At 70.5% G+C, this 18,703-nt stretch carries 20 protein-coding genes; 4 read left to right on the top strand and 16 right to left on the bottom strand.

Annotation, left to right across the window (positions count from 1 at the left end; all coding sequences use genetic code 11):
- The first annotated feature begins 69 nt into the window (after nt 1–69).
- Nucleotides 70–1,170, top strand: coding sequence for an ABC transporter substrate-binding protein (locus tag AC3RX0_RS16405; protein WP_491507081.1), 1,101 nt, complete (start codon nt 70–72; stop codon nt 1,168–1,170).
- Between the two features lie 86 nt (nt 1,171–1,256).
- Here the strand turns inward: AC3RX0_RS16405 and AC3RX0_RS16400 are convergent, their stop codons facing one another.
- The 8 genes from AC3RX0_RS16400 to infC all read right to left on the bottom strand — a co-directional run bounded on the left by AC3RX0_RS16400 (nt 1,257) and on the right by infC (nt 6,955).
- Nucleotides 1,257–2,168 (bottom strand): amino acid ABC transporter permease, encoded by a 912-nt coding sequence (locus AC3RX0_RS16400; protein ID WP_491507080.1) that lies wholly within the window; start codon nt 2,166–2,168, stop codon nt 1,257–1,259.
- Complete coding sequence (locus AC3RX0_RS16395) at nt 2,165–2,848, bottom strand: amino acid ABC transporter permease (RefSeq protein ID WP_491507079.1); 684 nt, start codon at nt 2,846–2,848, stop codon at nt 2,165–2,167. The genes AC3RX0_RS16400 and AC3RX0_RS16395 overlap by 4 nt, the downstream gene beginning before the upstream one ends.
- A gap of 81 nt (nt 2,849–2,929) precedes the next feature.
- Entirely contained in the window at nt 2,930–3,835 is a 906-nt protein-coding gene (locus tag AC3RX0_RS16390; RefSeq protein ID WP_491507078.1) for a glutamate ABC transporter substrate-binding protein, read from the bottom strand.
- A gap of 27 nt (nt 3,836–3,862) precedes the next feature.
- Nucleotides 3,863–4,654 carry an amino acid ABC transporter ATP-binding protein gene (locus AC3RX0_RS16385; protein WP_491507077.1) on the bottom strand — a complete coding sequence of 264 codons (792 nt, stop codon included), beginning with the start codon at nt 4,652–4,654 and terminating at the stop codon, nt 3,863–3,865.
- Between the two features lie 82 nt (nt 4,655–4,736).
- Nucleotides 4,737–5,540 carry a TrmH family RNA methyltransferase gene (locus tag AC3RX0_RS16380; protein ID WP_491507076.1) on the bottom strand — a complete coding sequence of 268 codons (804 nt, stop codon included), beginning with the start codon at nt 5,538–5,540 and terminating at the stop codon, nt 4,737–4,739.
- A gap of 119 nt (nt 5,541–5,659) precedes the next feature.
- Nucleotides 5,660–6,040 carry a 50S ribosomal protein L20 gene (rplT, locus tag AC3RX0_RS16375; protein ID WP_491507075.1) on the bottom strand — a complete coding sequence of 127 codons (381 nt, stop codon included), beginning with the start codon at nt 6,038–6,040 and terminating at the stop codon, nt 5,660–5,662.
- A gap of 31 nt (nt 6,041–6,071) precedes the next feature.
- Entirely contained in the window at nt 6,072–6,266 is a 195-nt protein-coding gene (gene rpmI, locus AC3RX0_RS16370) for a 50S ribosomal protein L35 (RefSeq protein ID WP_349721542.1), read from the bottom strand.
- A gap of 68 nt (nt 6,267–6,334) precedes the next feature.
- The gene (infC, locus tag AC3RX0_RS16365; RefSeq protein WP_491507105.1) at nt 6,335–6,955 is read right to left on the bottom strand and encodes a translation initiation factor IF-3; all 621 of its coding nucleotides are present in this window, start codon (nt 6,953–6,955) and stop codon (nt 6,335–6,337) included.
- Nucleotides 6,956–7,183: 228 nt separating this feature from the next.
- Between infC and AC3RX0_RS16360 the strand changes: the two genes are divergently transcribed.
- The gene (locus tag AC3RX0_RS16360) at nt 7,184–7,579 is read left to right on the top strand and encodes a DUF1844 domain-containing protein (protein WP_491507074.1); all 396 of its coding nucleotides are present in this window, start codon (nt 7,184–7,186) and stop codon (nt 7,577–7,579) included.
- A 253-nt stretch (nt 7,580–7,832) separates the two neighbouring features.
- Here the strand turns inward: AC3RX0_RS16360 and AC3RX0_RS16355 are convergent, their stop codons facing one another.
- From AC3RX0_RS16355 to AC3RX0_RS16330, 6 genes are read right to left on the bottom strand one after another with little or no spacing between them, the layout of a single operon-like run.
- Nucleotides 7,833–8,666, bottom strand: coding sequence for an SseB family protein (locus AC3RX0_RS16355; protein ID WP_491507073.1), 834 nt, complete (start codon nt 8,664–8,666; stop codon nt 7,833–7,835).
- Complete coding sequence (priA, locus tag AC3RX0_RS16350) at nt 8,650–9,399, bottom strand: bifunctional 1-(5-phosphoribosyl)-5-((5-phosphoribosylamino)methylideneamino)imidazole-4-carboxamide isomerase/phosphoribosylanthranilate isomerase PriA (RefSeq protein ID WP_491507072.1); 750 nt, start codon at nt 9,397–9,399, stop codon at nt 8,650–8,652. Before priA ends, AC3RX0_RS16355 begins: the two co-directional genes overlap by 17 nt.
- Before the next feature lie 4 nt (nt 9,400–9,403).
- Nucleotides 9,404–10,054: an imidazole glycerol phosphate synthase subunit HisH gene (hisH, locus tag AC3RX0_RS16345; RefSeq protein ID WP_491507071.1), complete on the bottom strand. Its 651-nt coding sequence runs from the start codon at nt 10,052–10,054 to the stop codon at nt 9,404–9,406.
- A complete protein-coding gene (gene hisB / locus AC3RX0_RS16340; protein WP_491507070.1) occupies nt 10,051–10,659 on the bottom strand; it encodes an imidazoleglycerol-phosphate dehydratase HisB in 609 nt (202 codons plus the stop codon). Before hisB ends, hisH begins: the two co-directional genes overlap by 4 nt.
- Nucleotides 10,656–11,750 (bottom strand): histidinol-phosphate transaminase, encoded by a 1,095-nt coding sequence (locus AC3RX0_RS16335; protein ID WP_491507069.1) that lies wholly within the window; start codon nt 11,748–11,750, stop codon nt 10,656–10,658. Before AC3RX0_RS16335 ends, hisB begins: the two co-directional genes overlap by 4 nt.
- A gap of 46 nt (nt 11,751–11,796) precedes the next feature.
- Nucleotides 11,797–12,156, bottom strand: coding sequence for a LysM peptidoglycan-binding domain-containing protein (locus tag AC3RX0_RS16330; RefSeq protein WP_491507068.1), 360 nt, complete (start codon nt 12,154–12,156; stop codon nt 11,797–11,799).
- Nucleotides 12,157–12,516: 360 nt separating this feature from the next.
- Here AC3RX0_RS16330 and lexA point away from each other — a divergent pair, with 360 nt between their 5' ends.
- Nucleotides 12,517–13,131: a transcriptional repressor LexA gene (gene lexA / locus AC3RX0_RS16325; protein ID WP_491507104.1), complete on the top strand. Its 615-nt coding sequence runs from the start codon at nt 12,517–12,519 to the stop codon at nt 13,129–13,131.
- Nucleotides 13,132–13,209: 78 nt separating this feature from the next.
- On the opposite strand, the gene metE is transcribed toward lexA, so the two are convergent.
- Both metE and AC3RX0_RS16315 read right to left on the bottom strand, forming a co-directional pair.
- Nucleotides 13,210–15,543 carry a 5-methyltetrahydropteroyltriglutamate--homocysteine S-methyltransferase gene (gene metE / locus AC3RX0_RS16320; RefSeq protein ID WP_491507067.1) on the bottom strand — a complete coding sequence of 778 codons (2,334 nt, stop codon included), beginning with the start codon at nt 15,541–15,543 and terminating at the stop codon, nt 13,210–13,212.
- On the bottom strand, nt 15,540–16,523 hold the full coding sequence (locus AC3RX0_RS16315) for a methylenetetrahydrofolate reductase (RefSeq protein WP_491507066.1): 984 nt from the start codon (nt 16,521–16,523) through the stop codon (nt 15,540–15,542). The genes metE and AC3RX0_RS16315 overlap by 4 nt, the downstream gene beginning before the upstream one ends.
- 269 nt (nt 16,524–16,792) lie before the next feature.
- On the opposite strand from AC3RX0_RS16315, the gene AC3RX0_RS16310 reads away from it, so the two are divergent.
- On the top strand, nt 16,793–18,697 hold the full coding sequence (locus tag AC3RX0_RS16310; RefSeq protein WP_491507065.1) for a prolyl oligopeptidase family serine peptidase: 1,905 nt from the start codon (nt 16,793–16,795) through the stop codon (nt 18,695–18,697).
- Nucleotides 18,698–18,703 lie beyond the last annotated feature (6 nt).

Below are 18,703 nucleotides of genomic sequence, written 5' to 3'. Positions count from 1 at the left end.
CTCAATACCCCACCTCCATACCCCCACCAAGGAAACGCCGAAGTCCTCGGCACATCGAAAGGAACACTCATGAACAAGCGCCTCTTGGGCGTCGTCGCGGTCGGAGCACTGGCGCTCGGCCTCGCCGCCTGCAGCACCGGCGGGGCCGGCAGCGGCGGCAACGGCTCGGCCGCGGTGGCCGCCGCCAAGTCCATGCCGAAGGTCACGATCATGGTCGGCGGCATCGACAAGCAGATCTACTTGCCCTACCAGCTCGCCCAGAGCCTCGGGTTCTACAAGAAGTACGGCGTGGACGTGACGCTGTCCACCGAGCAGAACGGCGGCGTCGGCGCCGAGGACGCCATGGCCTCCGGCCAGGTCGACTTCGCCGGCGCGTGGTACATCCACACGTTCGACTTCCAGAGCAAGGGCAAGGACGTCATCAACGTCGTGCAGCTCTCCGGGGCCCCCGGCGAACGCGAGATGTGCAACCCGAAGGCCGGGGTGCACTCCGGAGCCGACTTCAAGGGCAAGAACATGGGCGTCACCGACCTCGGCAGCGGCACCGACGAGCTCACGCAGTTCATCGCCAAGCAGGGCGGCGTCTCGCACTCGCAGTACCACACCGTCGCCGCCGGCGCCGGCACCACCGCCATCGCCGCGATCCGGCAGGGCACGGCGGACTGCGTGATGACCACCCAGCCCACGGTGGGCGCCATGACCAGCCAGGGCATCGCCACCTCGGCCATCGACCTGGCGACGACGGCGGGCGCCACCAAGGCGCTCGGCGGCGCCTGGCCCGCCGCGGGCCTGCTCGGCCGGGCGGACTGGGTCGCGTCGCACAAGGACGCCACTCAGCGAGTCGTGACGGCGCTGGTGGCCACCATGCACTGGATCGCCGACCACACCGCCGCCGACATCGCCAATAAGCTGCCTCAGCAGTTCGTGCAGAACGCGACCATCACCAAGCAGCAGTACATCGCCGGGCTGACCACCGACAAGGGCCAGTTCCTTCCCGACGGCATCATGCCCGCCGGCGGGCCCAAGGTGATCGCCGCGATGGAGAAGGCCCTGGGCACCGACATCTCGAACGTGAAGATCGCCGACACCTTCACGCAGAGCTATGCCGAGGCCGCGAACAAGCAGCTGGGCACGTCGATCACGACGACGCCCGCGGGCGCGGACGGCTGACCGGAGCGCAAAGCCGGAACGGGCCGTGCGACCAAGGTCGCACGGCCCGTTCCGTCTGTCACAGCGCCGCTGTCACAGCGCCTCTGTCACAGCGAGGTGCCGTCGAGCGAACCCGCGGCACCGCCGCGCAGCGCGATCGTCTCGGTCGCCGTCGCCGAGCCGTCGCCGCCGTCACCCCGGTTGATGCGGAGCTTGACCGACCGGCGGGTGCGGCGCTGCACGCGGTACGCGACGTACGACAGCAGCAGACACAGCACGACGTAGATGCCACCGCCGACGATGGCCGTCGGCACCAGCGGCGTGCCGAACGGCACCTGGCCGCCCAGCAGCTGGATGTAGTGCAGCAGTTCGGGGTAGGTGATGATGAACCCGAGCGCGGTGTCCTTCAGCGCGACCACGAGCTGCGAGATGATGACCGGCATCATGGCGCGGATCGCCTGCGGCATGAGGATGAGGCGCATGACGGCGTTCTTGCGCAGCCCGATGGCGTAGCCGGCCTCCTTCTGCCCGCGCGGCAGCGCCTCGACGCCGGCGCGCAGCGCCTCGGCGAGCACCGAGCCGTTGTAGGCGATGAGGGCGACCACCACGGCCCAGTACGGGTCCACCCGGATGTCGGCGACGGGCAGCCCGTAGTACAGCAGCATCATGAAGATCAGCACCGGGATCGCCCGCAGGATCTCGACGATCCAGCCGACCGGGACGCGCACCCAGGCGTGGTCCGACAGCCGCCCGATGGACAGGATGAACCCGAGCGCCAGAGCGCCGATGGCCGCGACCACGAACGCTGCGAGGGTCGCGCCCAGCCCTTCGAGCAGGAGCAGCCAGGGACGGGTATAGGTGAAGATCGACCACTTCTGGGCGTCGAACTGGCCGGTGTCGATGAGGCGCCAGACGGCCAGGCCGAGCACAGCGAGCACCACGAGGACCGTGATCACGCCGAGGATCAGGTTGCGCAGCCGCGCGCGCGGACCGGGGACGTCGTACAGGACGGAGCTCATCGCTCGACCTTCCACTTCTTCTCGAGCGCCCGTTGCAGCCAGGCCAGCAGCAGCACCAGGACGACGAAGATCAGCGCGATCAGGATCAGCGTGAGCAGCAGGTTCTCGCCCGACATCATCGTCTGCAGCAGATTGGTGTTGCGACCGGGCTCACGGATCTCGCTGAGGTACAGGGCCACGGAGCCGAGGTTGAGCACCGAGAAGCCGGCGGCGACGGTGGTGTTCTTCAGCAGGGCGATGAACACGCTCACCATGGGCGGGATCACCGAGCGGAACGCCTGCGGCAGCACCACCAGCGACATCACCTGCCCGAAGCCGAGACCGAGGGCGCGGGCGGCTTCGGCCTGCCCGACGGGCACCGTGTTCACACCGGAGCGGATCGTCTCGGCGACGTACGTCGCGGTGTACACGCCCAGGGCCGTGGTGGCCAGGGCGAGGGAGTTCATGCGCGGCCCGACCAGGATCGGGATGCAGAAGGCGAAGAAGAACATCACCAGCGTGAGCGGGGTGTTCCGGATCCAGTTGACGTACACGGCGCCCACCGCTCGCGCGATCGGCACCGGCGACACGCGCATCGTGCCCACGATGATGCCCAGGACGAGCGCGATGATCCCGCCGGCGACGAACAGGATCAGCGTTCCCTGGATGGCTTGCAGCCACAGTCTCGCGATGGGATCCACCGTTTCTCACTTCCTGCCGAGACGAACGAGCACAGACAGCGGTCGCGGACGGGCCGTGCAGCCCGCCCGCGACCGATCAGGTCAGCCGACCGCGTCGACCTTGGGCTGCTCGGCCTTCACGCCCGACTTGCCCAGGTTGTTGTCGAAGATCTTCTGCCAGATCTCGTGACCATCCGTCAGCGTGTTGTTGAAGAACGTCTGCAGACCGGTGTCGCCCTTGGCGATGCCGATGCCGTAGCGCTCCTCGCTGAACACGTCGCCGACGGTCTTCAGCTTGGTCGGGTCCTGCGCGGCGTAGCCGAGGAGGATCGCCTCGTCGGTCGTCACCGCGTCGACCTGACCCTGCAGCAGCGCCTGGACGCACTTGGAGTAGGTGTCGTACTCCTTGGTCTGAGCCTTCGTCTCGTCCTTGATCCGCTGGATCGAGGTCGAGCCGGTGGCCGAGCACACCACGTCGTCCGGGGTGAGCGAGTCCTTGCCCGTGATCTTGTCGTTGTCCTTGGCCACCAGCAGGCCCTGGCCGGTGACGAAGTAGGGACCCGCGAACGAGATCTGCTCCTTGCGCTTGTCGGTGATCGAGTAGGTGCCGACGTAGAAGTCGATGTCACCGTTCACGATCGCCTGCTCGCGGTTGGCCGATGCGATCGGCTTGAAGTCGATCTTGTCCTCGCCGTAGCCGAGGGATGCCGCCATCCAGCGCGCGATGTCGATGTCGAAGCCGCTGCGCTTGTTCGTGGTGGCGTCCAGGTAGCCGAGGCCGGGCTGATCCTCCTTGACGCCGATGGTCACCTTGTCGGCCTTCTGGATGCGCTCGAAGGTCGGGCTGTTGGGAACCGACACGTCCTTCGCGACGGTCCACGGCGTGCTGGAGCCGCCGCCGTTGCCGTTGCCGCCGGTGTCACCGGGGGTGCCGCTGTTGCAGGCGGTGAGCGCGAGCAGTGCTGCGGCCGCCACGCTCAGGCTCGCGATGATGCGGGTCTTTCGCATGTGTCTCTCTCTTTCGTGCGGGTCGGGTCAGTGCGTGAGGAGCTTCGAGAGGAAGTCCTTGGCACGGCCCGACTGGGGGTTCGTGAAGAAGTCTTCGGGGGTGGACTGCTCGACGATCTGCCCGTCGGCCATGAAGACGACGCGATCGGCGGCCTTGCGGGCGAAGCCCATCTCGTGGGTGACGACGATCATCGTCATGCCGTCCTGCGCGAGGCCGACCATGACGTCGAGCACCTCGTTGATCATCTCGGGGTCCAGCGCGCTGGTCGGCTCGTCGAACAGCATGACCTTGGGGTTCATCGCCAGAGCGCGCGCGATGGCGACGCGCTGCTGCTGGCCGCCCGACAGCTGCGCCGGCAGCTTGTCGGCCTGCTGGCCGACGCCCACGCGGTCCAGCAGGATCCGCGCCTGCTTCTCGGCATCCGCCTTCTTCATCTTGCGAACCTTGATCGGGCCCAGCGTGACGTTGTCGAGGATCGTCAGGTGCGAGAACAGGTTGAACGACTGGAACACCATGCCGACGTCGCTGCGCAGCTGGGCGAGTCCCTTGCCCTCTTTCGGCAGCTCCTTGCCGTCGATCGCGATGGTGCCGGAGGTGATCGTCTCGAGACGGTTGATCGTGCGGCACAGGGTCGACTTGCCCGACCCGGACGGGCCGATCACGACGACGACCTCGCCGCGGTTGACGGTCAGATCGATGTCCTTCAGCGCCTGGAAGTCGCCGTAGTGCTTCTGCACGTTCTCGATCACGACCAGCGGGTCGCCCCGCCGAACGCTGATGTTCGAGGTCGGCGGCGCCGCATCATCGGGGTGAGTCATGCAGTACAGCTTATGGACTGGATGCACGAACCATGTACACGACCCGTGAGTCTTAACTGATCCGTGACCCAGCGTGTCGGCGTCACGACGCGCGGTGCGCAAACGCCGTCTCGTACAGGCACACGCTGGCCGCGGTCGCGAGGTTGAGCGATTCGGCACGGCCGTAGATCGGCAGGCGCAGCGCGGAATCGGCGAGGGCGAGCGCGTCGTCGTCGAGTCCGCGCGCCTCGTTCCCGAACAGCCACGCCGTCGGCCGCGCGAGGGTGCCGTCCTGACGGGCGACCAGCAGGTCCCCGCCCTTCACGTCGGCCGCGATGACGTGCAGGCCCGCTCCGCGCGCCGCATCGACGACGTCCGTGAGCTCGCCGCCGAGGGCGATGGGCACGTGGAAGAGGGATCCCGTCGTCGAGCGGACGACCTTGGGATTGTACGGATCGACGGTCCGGCCGGTGAGGATCACGGCATCCGCCCCTGCCGCGTCGGCGGCACGGACGATGGTGCCGAGATTGCCGGGGTCGCGCACCTGCTCGCAGATGGCGATGAGGCGGGGGGATGCCGCGAACACGTCGCGCACGGATGTCGGGAACTGCCGGGCCACCGCGATGACGCCCTGCGGGGTCACGGTGTCGGCCATAGCCTCGAGCACGTGCTCGCTCGTGTAGACGATCTCGATCCCGGCGTCGGCGGCGTGCGCGCCCAGGTCCGTGTGCCTGGCCGCTGCGGTCGGCGTCGCGAACAGCTCGACGATCCCATCCGGGCGGTAGGTCAGCGCCTCGCGGACGGCCTGCGGCCCCTCGAGCAGGAACAATCCCGTCTCGTCGCGGACCCGGCGCTTGGACAGCTTGGCCACGGCGCGCACACGCGCAGAGCGGGGGTTCTCCAGCACGCGTTCAGTCTAGGGGCGGCGGACCTGCGGCCGGTGTCGCGGCATCCACCCGCGCAGCGGGCATCGCATGCGAAAGGGCGCCCCTCCGGGTGGAGGGACGCCCTTTCGGGAAGATCAGCTCACGCCTTGGGGGCGTTCACGTTCTCGGGCAGCGCCTTCTTCGCGGTCTCGACCAGCGAGGCGAACGTGCCGGGCTCGTTCACCGCCAGCTCGGCGAGCATGCGACGGTCCACCTGCACGCCGGCAAGGCCCAGGCCCTGCATGAAGCGGTTGTAGGTGAGGCCGTTCTGGCGGCTCGCGGCGTTGATGCGCTGGATCCACAGGCGACGGAAGTCGCCCTTGCGCTTGCGACGGTCGCGGTACGCGTAGACGAGCGAGTGGGTGACCTGCTCCTTCGCCTTGCGGTACAGACGCGAACGCTGGCCCCGGTAACCCGAGGCGCGCTCGAGGATGACGCGACGCTTCTTCTGGGCGTTGACGGCCCGCTTGACTCTAGCCATTTCGTTTCGTTCCTAACGTGCAGTCGGGTCGTCAGCGCCCGAGGAGCTTCTTGACGTTCTTCGCGTTGGCGGGCGAGATCGTCTCGTCCTTGTTCAGCCGGCGGGTGCGGCGGCTGGACTTGACCTCGAGGTTGTGGCGCATGCCCGACTGCTGCTTCATGATCTTTCCGCTGCCGGTGACCTTGAAGCGCTTCTTGGCGCCGGAGTTCGTCTTCTGCTTCGGCATTTCTCTTCCTTCGTTGTGCATCCCGCGATGCGGGAATGGTCATCCCGCGGAGCGGGAGCATGTGGGGCCTATTCGGCGTCCGCCGTGGGAGCCTCTTCGGTCGCCGTCGCGCTCTTGGCCTGGCGTGCCGCCTCCTTGTTGGCGGCGCGCTGGGCGTTCTGCTCGGTCTTGACCTCGGACTTGTTCTTGTGCGGAGCGATCACCATCACCATGTTGCGGCCGTCGATACGCGGGTTCGACTCGACGGTGCCGAACTCGGCGACGTCCTCGGCGAAGCGCTTGAGCAGGCGCACGCCCAGCTCGGGACGGGACTGCTCGCGACCGCGGAACAGGATCATCGCCTTCACCTTGTCGCCGCCCTTGAGGAACCCCTCGGCGCGCTTGCGCTTGGTGTCGTAGTCGTGGCCCTCGATCTTCAGGCGGAAGCGAACCTCTTTGAGGATCGTGTTGGCCTGGTTGCGACGGGCCTCCTTGGCCTTCTGCGCAGCCTCGTACTTGAACTTGCCGTAGTCCATGATCTTGACCACGGGAGGCTTGGAGTTGGGCGCGACCTCGACGAGATCGAGGTCTGCCTCTTGAGCCAGACGCTGCGCAACCTGGATGGCGACGACGCCGACCTGTTCGCCGTTCGGCCCGACGAGTCGGACCTCGGGAACGCGGATGCGCTCGTTGGTGCGGGGATCGCTGATGCGGAACTCCTCTTTCGTGCGGGTGGGGATCCGCGACGCGTCTGCGCCGCGGGAGGCACACGCCACCCGCACGGTGCGTGGTGCACCGGCTCCGCACCCTGGCTGCCGGCGAACCGACGGAGTGCAACGACCCGGTAGCCTGGAACGGCAAGCGCGGGTGGGATGTGATCCTCTTTCGAACCAGGGCAGAAGACCCCGGAACCCGCCCAGTCTAGCAGAGAGTGCACCGTGACCACGATTCCGTCCGAGTTCGACCAGGATGCCGCGCGCCAGGCGCGCTGGGAAGAGCAGGAGCGCGCCGCAGCCGCGGCAACCCGCGACATCGCGGACGTGCCTGCCGTGGAGGTCATCACGACGACCGCCGTTCACCTGATGAGCGCCGCCGCCGTGAAGCTGGGCCTCGCCGACGAGCCGGAGCGGCAGCTCGACCTCGACGAGGCGCGCAAGCTCATCAACGCCCTCGCCGGACTCATCACGGCCGGATCCCCCGAGATCAGCAGCGCCCACGCCGCGCCGCTGCGCGACGGTCTGCGCTCGCTGCAGCTCGCGTTCCGCGAGGCATCCGCCATCCCCGACCCGATCGGCAAGGGCCCGGGCGAGAAGTGGACCGGCCCGGTCAGCTGACCGTCGCCGGTCGCTCTGACCGACCGCTCTTGCCCGTGTTCGCCCATGCTGACGTTCAGTCGTCACATCTGACGACCCCGCCGCGGGCGGACCGGTGACAGGTGACGACTCAGCGCAGCGTCCGCTGTGCCCAGGCGCGAGCTGAACTCGAGCCGTGCCGTACGCCAGGAGGTCACGCGCGGGCGCGTTTCTCAGGCGAGGATGCCGCGCACAGGCGTGGTCTCGCGGATCGAGACCAGGGTCAGCTCCGGCGTCAGGCCGAGCGGGCCAGCTTGACGCTGAGGGAGTCGACCAGAGTCGCGATGCGGTCGTCGGCCGCCCAGCGCGCGGCCAGGCGCGACAGCACGGCGTCCAGCGCCGCCTGGTCGAGGCCCTCGACGAGCGTGAGGCGCACGATCAGCTCGGGTCCGCGCAGGCGTCCTTCGGGGTCGCCGGGAGCCACCTGCAGGTCGAGCACCGCGAGCTCGCGCCCGATGCTCTCCTGCAGGCCGGCGTACACGTCCGGGCTGCGATAGCTGGGCTCCCACGGGATCTGCTGTCCGATGGCCCACACGGCGGGGCGGCGCAGCACGTGCTCGGTGGGCGAGCCCGGGTCGATCACGATGAGGTCGGTGTCGTCGTCGGCCGCCGCCAGTGCGGTGCGGATGCCCTCGACCGGCACCGGGCGGGCCGCGGCATCCCATCGCCCCATGGTCTGGACCGACGTGAACACCGGCAGCACGCGTCGTCCGTCGGGGGCGGCCACCGTCACGATCGACAGCTCCTGGGTCTTGTCGACCGCGAGCCCGGTCGGACCCACGCCCTCGTCGCCCTTCTCGGCGACCAGCGGGATCAGCAGACGAGCGGTGCGGTACGCCTCGACGATCGCGACCGGGTCGCCGTGGCCGGCCTGGAAGGCCGTCAGGGCGGCCAGCAGCGCCGGATCGGCCGTGCCGTCGTCGCCCGAGTGCGGATTGGCGTGGAAACTGCGTCCCGCCCAGGGCACGCCTGCGGAGTCGGCGGCGTTGGCCGCGCGTACAGAGTCGTCGGCGTTCGCCGCGTCGCCCGCGTGCGCGCCGTGGTCGCAGCCGTCAGTCCCGAGCGACATCCAGCGCCTCAGCCAGAGTGAAGGCACCCGCATACAGCGCCTTGCCGACGATCGCTCCCTCGACGCCGAGGGGCACGAGCTCGCGCAGCGCGATGATGTCGTCCAGGCTCGAGACACCGCCCGAGGCGACGACCGGTTTCGGCGTGCGGGCGGTGATCTGGCGCAGCAGGTCGAGGTTCGGACCGCGCAGGGTGCCGTCCTTGGTGACGTCGGTGACGACGTAGCGGCTGCAGCCGGCGTCTTCGAGTCGGTCGAGCACCGTCCACAGGTCGCCGCCGTCGCGGGTCCAGCCGCGGGCGGCCAGGGTCGTGCCGCGCACGTCGAGCCCGACCGCGATCGCGTCGCCGTAGCGGCCGATCACGTTCGCGGCCCACTCCGGGTTCTCCAGCGCCGCCGTGCCGAGGTTGATGCGGGTGGCGCCCGACTCGAGCGCGGCCTCGAGCGAGGCGTCGTCGCGGATGCCGCCGGACAGCTCGACCTGCACGCCCTTGACCTGCTTGATCACGCGGCGCAGCACGCCGGTGTTGCTGCCCCGGCCGAACGCGGCGTCGAGGTCCACCAGGTGGATCCAGTCCGCACCCTGCTTGACCCACTGCTGCGCGGCCTCGACCGGGTCGCCGTAGTCGGTCTCGCTGCCCGCCTCTCCCTGCGTCAGGCGGACGGCCTTGCCGTCGGCGACGTCGATCGCAGGCAGGAGGACGAGCTCGGGCGTGGCGGCGAATTCACTGGGCACGAGGTCACAGGGTAGCCCCGCCCAGCCCTTCGATCCAATTGGACAGCAATCTGATGCCCGCCTCGCCCGACTTCTCGGGGTGGAACTGGGTGGCCGCGAGGGGTCCGTTCTCGACGGCGGCCAGGAACGGCGCCCCGTAATCGCACCAGGTCAGCACGGGGGCGGCGAACGGCTCCTGCGGTTCGAGCGTCCACTGCTGCGCACCGTAGGAGTGCACGAAATAGAACCGCTCGGCCTCGATGCCGGCGAACAGGCGCGAGTCTGCGCCGGGGCGCACGGTGTTCCAGCCCATGTGCGGCAGCACCGGGGCGTCCAGCTCGGTGACCGCTCCCGGCCACTCCCCCAGCCCCTCGGTGTCGACGCCGCGCTCGACGCCCTGTTCGAACATGATCTGCATGCCCACGCAGATGCCCAGCACGGGCCGACCGCCGGCCAGGCGCCGGTCGATCAGCTCGTCGCCGCGGATCTCGCGCAGCGCCTGCATGACGGCGGTGAACGCCCCGACCCCCGGGACGACCAGACCGTCGGCGTCCATCACCAGGCCGCGGTCGGCGGTCAGGCGCGCATCGGCGCCCGCGGCGTCGAGGGCCTTGACCGCCGAGTGGACGTTGCCCGAGCCGTAGTCGAGGACGGCGACCAGGGGCCGGTCGCTCACAGGGCGCCCTTCGTGCTGGGGATGCCCTGCACCTGCGGGTCGAGCGCCTTGGCCTGACGGAACGCCCGCGCGAACGCCTTGAACTCGGCCTCGGCGATGTGGTGCGGGTCGCGCCCGCTGATCAGGCGCACGTGCGTGGTCAGCGCGGCGTGGAACGAGATCGCCTCGAACGAATGGCGCACCATCGATCCGGTGAAATGCCCGCCGATGAGGTGGAACTCGAACCCGGCCGGCTCGCCGCCGTGCACGAGATAAGGTCGCCCGCTGATGTCGACGACCGCCTGTGCGAGGGCCTCGTCGAGCGGCACGAGCGCGTCGCCGTAGCGCGAGATGCCGGACTTGTCGCCCAGAGCCTCGCCGATCGCCTGGCCGAGCACGATCGAGACGTCTTCGACGGTGTGGTGCACGTCGATGTCGGTGTCACCCGAGGCGCGCACGGTCAGATCCGTCAGCGAGTGCTTGGCGAATGCCGTGAGCAGGTGGTCGAAGAAGGGGACGCTCGTATCGATGCGGCTGGTGCCCGTGCCGTCGAGGTCCAGGTGCAGCTCGACCGACGATTCGCTCGTCGTGCGGGTGCGGGAGGCCATGCGGGCGGGGCTGGTCATGAGCCCGATTCTACTGACGCGAGGGCATCGAGGAACGCGCTGGTCTCGGCCTCGGTACCGGCCGTGACGCGCAGGCTGCCGGGCAGTCCGACGTCGCGGATCAGCACCCCGCGGTCGTACAGCGCCTGCCACGTCGAGGCCGGGTCGGCGACCCCGGCGAACAGCACGAAGTTCGTCCACGACTCGTGCGGGTCGTAGCCGAGCGCGGCGAGCGTCGCTGAGATGCGGTCGCGCTGCACGACGATCTCGTCGACCGCGCGCAGCATCGTGCTCGCGTGCCGCAGGGCGGCGGATGCCGCGGCCTGGGTGATCGCGCTCAGGTGATACGGCAGACGCACCAGCCGCAGGGCGTCGATCACCGCCGGGTCGGCGGCGAGGTAGCCGACGCGCGCTCCCGCGAACGCGAACGCCTTGCTCATCGTGCGGGAGACGACCATGCGCTCCCGATCGGGCAGCAGCGTCAGCGCGGACTTCTCGTCGCGCGGGGCGAACTCCCAGTAGGCCTCGTCGACGATCACGATCCCGCGGGCTTCGGCGTAGACGGCGTCGATGACCTCGAGCGACAGCGGGGTGCCGGTGGGATTGTTCGGCGAGCAGAGGAACACCACGTCGGGGTCGGCCTCGGCGACCTGCGCGGCCGCGTCCTCGGGGGTGATCGTGAAATCGTGCCCGCGCGACCCGGCGACCCAGTCCGCACCGGTGCCCCGGGTCAGCAGCGGGTACATCGAGTACGTGGGGGCGAAGCCGAACGCCGTCCGCCCGGGACCTGCGAACGCCTGCAGCAGGTGCTGCAGCACCTCGTTCGAGCCGTTGCCCGCCCACATCTGGTCACGTGTCAGCCCGTGACCCAGGTATTCGGCGAAACCCTCGCGCAGGTGCGTGAACTCACGATCCGGGTAGCGGTTCACATCACGCAGCGCCAGCGCGATCGCGTCGACGATGTCGTCCGAGACCTCTTTGGGGATCGGATGCGTGTTCTCGTTGACGTTCAGCGCCACCGGCAGCGCGGCCTGGGGCGCACCATACGGCATCAGCCCCCGCAGGTCGTCACGAAGGGGCAGATCTTCAAGGCGCGGGCTCACGGTTCCCATCGTAGAGCGCGGCAGGCGCGTGGTTTCAGGCCCCGACCCGCCGCTCTCACCGCGCCGGTGCGTACTCGGCCGGGATGGCGATCTGCTCGCCCGGCGACAGCGTGACGCCGTCGAGGGCGTTCAGTCGCACGATCGCGTCGACGACGTCGCGGGGATCGGCGCCCGGAGCGACGGTCTGGGCGATCGACCACAGCGAATCGCCCGGCTCGACCGTCACTGTGGAGAAGCTGCCGGCGGGGGCCCCGGCATCCTTCGATGCGAGAGCCGCACCCCCGCTCACGACCGCCATGCCGACGGCCACCGCCAGCGGGACCGCCACGAGCGCGGCCAGCACGCGGCGCCCGCGAATCGTCAACCGCAGACGGGTCTGGGCCGGAACGTGCGATGCCATTGCGATGCCGGACATTGGTCCTCCTGTTCGGACGAGACGTTCGGGAACCGTGCTCGGCTGGGAGCATCGCCACCGAATCTCTCTTCCAAAGTTATCTTCGATTGATTAGACTGTCAAGAGGCACCCGGATCGGAGATCTTCGAAGGCGACACGCCCACGCGCTGGCCTCGATTCGTCTTCTCACCGGATACCGTTTCGATGAGGACACCCCATCACCGACCTCCGACATTCGAAGACGCTGCCCCGGGCGGCAGGACGGGAGCTGACATGAGCGATGTGAACCACGGCGACGCGGGCCAGGACGCGGCGGCGGTCGCCGACGGCCCGAGGCCCCGTCGGCAGACGCGGCGGCGCAAGAGCCTGAGCGACAAGCAGATGGCGATCCTCGAGGTGATCCAGCGGTCGATCACCCGGTACGGCTACCCGCCGAGCATGCGCGAGATCGGCGACGCCGTCGGGCTCAAGTCGCTGTCGAGCGTGACCCACCAGCTCAACCAGCTCGAGCTGAGCGGCTACCTGCGACGCGACGCGGGCAAGACCCGTGCGATGGAGATCCTCATCGACCTGCCCGGCTCGTCGGCCGAGAACCCGGCCGAAACGGCGCCCGCGGTCGGTGACGCGGCACTGGTGCCGCTGGTCGGTCACATCGCAGCGGGTGTGCCGATCACCGCCGAGCAGCAGGTCGAAGAGATCTTCCCGCTCCCCCGGCAGCTGGTGGGCAAGGGCGAGCTGTTCATGCTCAAGGTGCAGGGCGAGTCGATGATCGATGCTGCCATCTGCGACGGCGACTGGGTCGTCGTGCGCGCACAGAACACAGCGGTCAACGGCGAGATCGTGGCCGCGATGCTCGACGGCGAGGCCACGGTCAAGACCTTCCGCCAGCGCGACGGGCACACCTGGCTGCTCCCCCGCAACTCGGCGTTCGAGCCGATCCTCGGCGACGAGGCCGTCGTCCTGGGCAAGGTCGTGGCGGTGCTGCGCGCGGTCTGATCCCGCAGCGCCCCCTCCTCGTACAACGCGGTGGGCCCGGCCGGAATGCTCCGGCCGGGCCCACCGCGTTTGGGCGCCCTACGCGCGGGAGAGCGCCTCCTGTGCCGCGCGCACGCGCTGTGTCGCCTCGACGAGATTGCGCAGCGACGCCACGGTCTCGGGGTACGCGCGTGTCTTCAGCCCGCAGTCCGGGTTCACCCATACTTGGCGCAGCGGCAGCTCGGCGGCCGCCCGCTCGAGCAGCTGCGTGAGCTCGTCGACCGATGGCACGCGCGGCGAGTGGATGTCGTAGACGCCCGGCCCGATGCCGTGGGCGAAGCCCGACGACGCGATGTCGCCGATGACCTCGCCGCGGCTGCGCGCCGCCTCGATCGAGGTGACGTCGGCGTCCAGGGCGGCGATCGCGTCGATCACGACCGCGAACTCCGAGTAGCACAGGTGCGTGTGCACCTGTGTGGCCTCGGCCGCACCCGCCGTCGCGAGGCGGAACGACCCCACCGACCAGTCGAGGTACGCCGGCTGAGCGGCCTGCTTGAGCGGCAGCAGCTCGCGCAGGGCCGGCTCGTCGACCTGGATGATGGCGATGCCCGCGGCCTCGAGATCCGCGATCTCGTCGCGCAGCGCCAGTGCGACCTGGTTCGCCGTCTGGCCCAGCGGCTGGTCGTCGCGCACGAACGACCACGCGAGGATCGTCACGGGCCCGGTGAGCATGCCCTTGACGGGCTTCGAGGTCAGCGACTGCGCGTACTGCGACCAGGCCACCGTGATCGGCGCGGGCCGCGAGACGTCGCCCCACAGGATCGAGGGCCGGGTGGCGCGCGACCCGTACGACTGCACCCAGCCGTTGCGGGTCACCGCGAACCCGTCCAGGTTCTCGGCGAAGTACTGCACCATGTCGTTGCGCTCGGGCTCGCCGTGCACCAGCACGTCCAGCCCCAGCTCCTCCTGCAGGCCGATCACGCTCGTGATCTCCAAGCGCAGCACGTCCTCGTAGTCCGCCGTGCTCAGCTTGCCACGGTCGTGCTCGGCGCGAGCGCGGCGGATGTCGCCGGTCTGCGGGAACGATCCGATCGTGGTGGTGGGCAGCACCGGCAGCCCGAGTGCGGCCTCCTGCGCCGCGACGCGCGCCGCATAGTCCCCGCGGGTGAAGGCCTCGGCGGTGAGGGCCGCCTCGCGCTCACGAACCTGCCCGTCGCGCACGCCCGGCGCCTCACGACGGTCGGCGAGGGCAGTGGATGCCGCAGCCACCTCGGCCTCGATCGCCGCGCGACCGCGGACCAGACCGGTGGCCAGGGCGGCGACCTGTCCCACCTTCTGGTCGGCGAACGCGAGCCACGATGCCAGCCGCGCGTCGAGGTCGGGTTCATCGGCGACGTCGTGCGGCACGTGCTGCAGCGAGGTCGTCGTGCCGGCGGCGACCGCCTTCGCGCCGAGGACCCGCAGCCGTTCAAGCCTGTCCCATGCGCCCTGCAGGTCGCCGCGCCAGATGTTGCGGCCGTCGATCACACCGCCCACGAGCACCTTGTCGGAAAGGCCCGGGACGGCAGCGGGCACGTCGCCGCGCACGAGGTCGATCGCGATCGCCTCGATCGGCGCGGCCGCCAGCGCCGCCCACGCCTGGTCCGACAGCTGCGCGTAGCCCGCCGCCACGACGATCCGAGGCCGGTCCGCGACGTCGCCCAGCACGGCGTACGCGTGCTCGGCGGCCGCGGCGAGCTCTGCCGCCGGGACGGGCAGGCTCTCGCTGACCAGGGCCGGCTCGTCCAGCTGCACCCAGTCGGCGCCGGCCGCACGCAGGTCCGCCAGCAGCCGGACGTAGACGGGCAGGACGTCGTCGAGCCGCGACAGCGGCGAGAAGTCTTCGGGCGCGGCATCCGACGCCTTCGACAGGGCCAGCAGGGTCACCGGTCCCACCACGACGGGGCGGGTCGTGTAGCCGTCTGCGCGGGCCTCGGCGATCTGGCGTACGAAGCGGTCGCTCGAGAGCGCGAACACCGTCTCGGGACCGATCTCGGGCACCAGGTAGTGGTAGTTCGTGTCGAACCACTTGGTCATCTCCAGCGGCGCGCGCTCGCCCTCGCCGCGCGCGGCGGTGAAGTACGCGCCCAGGCCGATCGTGCCGTCGGCCTCGCGCAGGTCGGCGAACCGCTCGGGCAGCGCACCCACGGCGGCCGCGGCATCCAGCACCTGGTCGTAGTACGAGAACGACTCGGGTATCGACGAATCGTCGGCGCCGAGACCGAGCTCGTGCAGCCGGTCCCGGGTCGCGCGGCGCAGCTCGACGGCGGTGCGCTCGAGCTCGTCGGCGTCGATCCGGCCGGCCCAGTGCGCCTCGACGGCGCGCTTGAGCTCACGCCGGCGGCCGATGCGGGGGTAGCCGAGGATGGTCCCGGCGGGGAAGGCGGTGGTCATCGTGCGATCTCCTTGTCGGTGGTGGTGAGGATGCCGGCCTCGCGCAGGACTGCGAGCACCGTGTCATGGCTGTTGAAGGCGTAGAGATGGATGCCGGGGGCACCCCCGGCGACGACGTCGGCCGCCAGCCGCGCGGCGTAGCCGATGCCGAACGCGCGCTGGGCGTCGGCGTCCGGCTCGACCTGCAGTGCGATCTCGAGCTCGGCGGGCACTTCCTCCCCGGTGAGCTCGAGCACGCGCTGCAGGCGGCCGGGCGAGGTGATGGGCATGATCCCGGGCAGGATCGGGATCACGACGCCGGCGGCGCGACAGCGGTCGACGAACCCGAGGTAGTCGTCGGCATGGAAGAACAGCTGCGTGATCGCGAAGGTGGCGCCGGCGGCCTGCTTGGCCAGCAGCGCGTCGATGTGCTCGCGGGCGTGCCGCGAACGCGGATGCCCGTTCGGGAAGGCGGCGACGGCGATCTCGACATCCTCGCGGCGGTCCACCCGCGCGGCGCCGGGCAGCCCGGGGATGCCGGACTCGACGTACGGGGCGCGCTCGGCCTGCACCCGGTCGATCAGCTGCACGAGCTGCGCCGAGCTCTCCAGGTCGCCCAGGAACGCGTCGTCCTCCCCGAACCCCGCCGGCGGGTCGCCGCGCAGGGCGAGGAAGCTGCGGATGCCGGCGTCGAGGAATTCGCGGATCAGGGTCGCCGCGCCCGCGTACGTGTTGCCGACGCAGGTCAGGTGTGCGAGCGGCTCGACGTCCCTGCCGGCGAGGGCGCTGCGCTCGCGGATGCGTCGCAGCACCTCGAGCGAGCGCCCGCCGGTCGACCCTCCGGCGCCGTACGTGACGGAGATGAAGCGGGGGCCGGCCGCGGCCAGGCGATCGATCGTCTCGTCCAGCGCAACCGCCGCTCCGTCGCTGCGCGGCGGGTACAGCTCGAACGAGAACGGCACCGTCGAGGACGTGCGCTGCAGGTCGTCGGCGAGGGACATGACGGGCTCTCCTGTATCCGATGGCAAGGACGACGGCCGGGCGGCCGCGACCCGCGCACGGACGTGCGCGGGGGAATCGCGGGCGGGTGCCGGGCTCGGCTGTCGCTCCTGCCCGGACTGCCCGGGCGACGATGGGACCACGGTAGGCGCACCGGGCACGGCCGGCCACCTGCCGTGACGTAGTGTTGCGAGGTCCCTATGGCCGCAGGGATAGGGGCGAAGGCACCGGTCGGGGTGTGCGCGTCGGTGCCTGCGGCTAGCGTGGAGGGATGCCACAGACCCTCCCGTACGGATCCTGGCCCTCGCCGATCACGGCGCAGCTCGCGGCCGCGTCGGCCCCGCGTCTGGACGGCGCCCGGTTCGTCGGCGACGATGTCTGGTGGGGCGAGTCCGTGCCCGCCGAGGGCGGCCGGATGACGGTGCGCTCGCGCCGCGCCGGCGTGCTGCTGCCGGCGCCGTGGAACCTCGCCTCGCGCGTGCACGAGTACGGCGGCGGTGCGTGGACGGCCTCGGGCGACGGGCGCCTGTTCTTCGTCGAGAAGACCGATCAGTGCGTGTGGGAGTTCGCGCCCGGCGGCGCACCGCGCCGGCTCACCCCGCCCGGCGCCGGCGAGCGCTACGGCGGTCTGGACTGGCAGCACGGGCAGCTGCTGGCGGTGCGCGAGACGCACACGGGCGCGGGTGCGCCGGTACGCGACATCGTCGAGATCGTGCCGGGCGAACAGCCTCAGGTGGTCTCGCTCGCCGCCGGCACCGACTTCGTCGCGCACCCCGCCCTCTCGGCCGACGGCGCCCGCCTGGCGTGGATCGGCTGGGATCACCCCGACATGCCGTGGGACCGCACGCGACTGCGGGTGCGACGCCTGGGCGACCACGGCGACGCCGTCACGATCGCCGGCGGCGACTCCGCGCCGGTGCAGCCGGTGTGGGTGGGCGAGGACGAGCTGCTTTACGCGGACGACGCCACCGGCCGATGGAACCTGCAGCGCGTGCGCGTGGACGCCGACCTCGACCGGGTCGCAGTCGCCCCGGCCGACGCCGACACGGGCGGGCCGGTATGGGTGCTGGGCATGCGCTGGTTCCGCCCGCTCGCGGATGGGCGGATCGTCGCAGTGCGCACGAACGGGGCGGACCAGGTCGTGGTGATCGATCCGGCCACCGGCGCGGCATCGCCCCTACCGCTCGACGCGACCGCGAACGTCTCGATCGCGGACACGTCGGGCACGCGCGTCGTGCTCACCGCCTCCGGCGTCACGGGCCCGCCGGCGGTCTGGCTGGTCGACCTGGATCACCCCGACGACGCCGAGCGCCTGAACGACGGCGCGCTCGCGTGGGGAGCCGAATGGATGCCGCAGCCGGTCGCCGTGACATTCGACGGCCCGCACGGCCCGGTGCACGCATTCGACTATCCGCCGCGCAATCCCGATGCCGTCGCCCCCGCCGGCGAGCTGCCGCCGTACGTCGTGCTGGTGCACGGCGGGCCGACCTCGCACACCGCTCCCGCGGCGGCGGCGAAGACCGCGTACCTGACCAGCCGCGGCATCGGCGTGCTCGACGTCAACTACGGCGGCTCGACCGGCTACGGACGCGCGTACCGGGAGCGGCTGCGCGGGATGTGGGGCGTCGTGGACGTCGACGATGTGGCGGCTGCCGCATCGGGCCTCGCCGCGGCCGGGCGGGCGGACCCCGCGCGCCTGGCGATCGAGGGCGGTTCGGCGGGCGGCTGGACGGTGCTGGCCGCGCTCACCGACACCGATGTGTTCGCCGCGGGCATCTCGCGCTACGGCGTGGGCGACGCCCGAGCGCTGGCCGCCGACACGCACGACTTCGAGTCGCGGTACCTGGACGGCCTGATCGGCCCTCTGCCCGAGGCCGAGCCGGTCTACCTGGAGCGCTCACCGCTGTCGCACCCGGAACGCTTCCGCGTGCCGGTGCTGCTGCTGCAGGGCGCCGAGGACCCGGTCGTGCCACCCGCGCAGGCAGAGGCGATCCGCGACGCCCTGGCCGATCGGGGCGTGCCGCACGCGTATGTGCTCTACCCGGGCGAGGCGCACGGGTTCCGCGGCACCGACACGGTGATCGACGTGCTGCAGAAGGAGCTCGCGTTCCTGGGCGCCGTGTTCGGCTTCATCCCCGACGGCGTGCCGCCGCTCGCCCTGTCGACCGGTCGTTGAGCGGGG

This window comes from Microbacterium sp. W1-4-2 (genome assembly GCF_058349885.2).
The sequence above is the reverse complement of the archived record's forward strand: the minus strand, read 5'-3'. Positions and strand labels throughout refer to the sequence as shown.

Excerpts from the sequence above, each read along its gene's own strand:
- AC3RX0_RS16335 (WP_491507069.1), bottom strand. The coding sequence starts at position 11,750 with ATGGGAACCGTGAGCCCGCGCCTTGAAGATCTGCCCCTTCGTGACGAC.
- AC3RX0_RS16355 (WP_491507073.1), bottom strand. The coding sequence starts at position 8,666 with ATGTCGCTCGGGACTGACGGCTGCGACCACGGCGCGCACGCGGGCGAC.
- AC3RX0_RS16390 (WP_491507078.1), bottom strand. The coding sequence starts at position 3,835 with ATGCGAAAGACCCGCATCATCGCGAGCCTGAGCGTGGCGGCCGCAGCA.
- hisB (WP_491507070.1), bottom strand. The coding sequence starts at position 10,659 with ATGACCAGCCCCGCCCGCATGGCCTCCCGCACCCGCACGACGAGCGAA.
- AC3RX0_RS16330 (WP_491507068.1), bottom strand. The coding sequence starts at position 12,156 with ATGTCCGGCATCGCAATGGCATCGCACGTTCCGGCCCAGACCCGTCTG.
- AC3RX0_RS16310 (WP_491507065.1), top strand. The coding sequence starts at position 16,793 with ATGCCACAGACCCTCCCGTACGGATCCTGGCCCTCGCCGATCACGGCG.
- rpmI (WP_349721542.1), bottom strand. The coding sequence starts at position 6,266 with ATGCCGAAGCAGAAGACGAACTCCGGCGCCAAGAAGCGCTTCAAGGTC.
- AC3RX0_RS16405 (WP_491507081.1), top strand. The coding sequence starts at position 70 with ATGAACAAGCGCCTCTTGGGCGTCGTCGCGGTCGGAGCACTGGCGCTC.
- metE (WP_491507067.1), bottom strand. The coding sequence starts at position 15,543 with ATGACCACCGCCTTCCCCGCCGGGACCATCCTCGGCTACCCCCGCATC.
- lexA (WP_491507104.1), top strand. The coding sequence starts at position 12,517 with ATGGCGATCCTCGAGGTGATCCAGCGGTCGATCACCCGGTACGGCTAC.
- AC3RX0_RS16400 (WP_491507080.1), bottom strand. The coding sequence starts at position 2,168 with ATGAGCTCCGTCCTGTACGACGTCCCCGGTCCGCGCGCGCGGCTGCGC.
- rplT (WP_491507075.1), bottom strand. The coding sequence starts at position 6,040 with ATGGCTAGAGTCAAGCGGGCCGTCAACGCCCAGAAGAAGCGTCGCGTC.
- AC3RX0_RS16315 (WP_491507066.1), bottom strand. The coding sequence starts at position 16,523 with ATGTCCCTCGCCGACGACCTGCAGCGCACGTCCTCGACGGTGCCGTTC.
- AC3RX0_RS16385 (WP_491507077.1), bottom strand. The coding sequence starts at position 4,654 with ATGACTCACCCCGATGATGCGGCGCCGCCGACCTCGAACATCAGCGTT.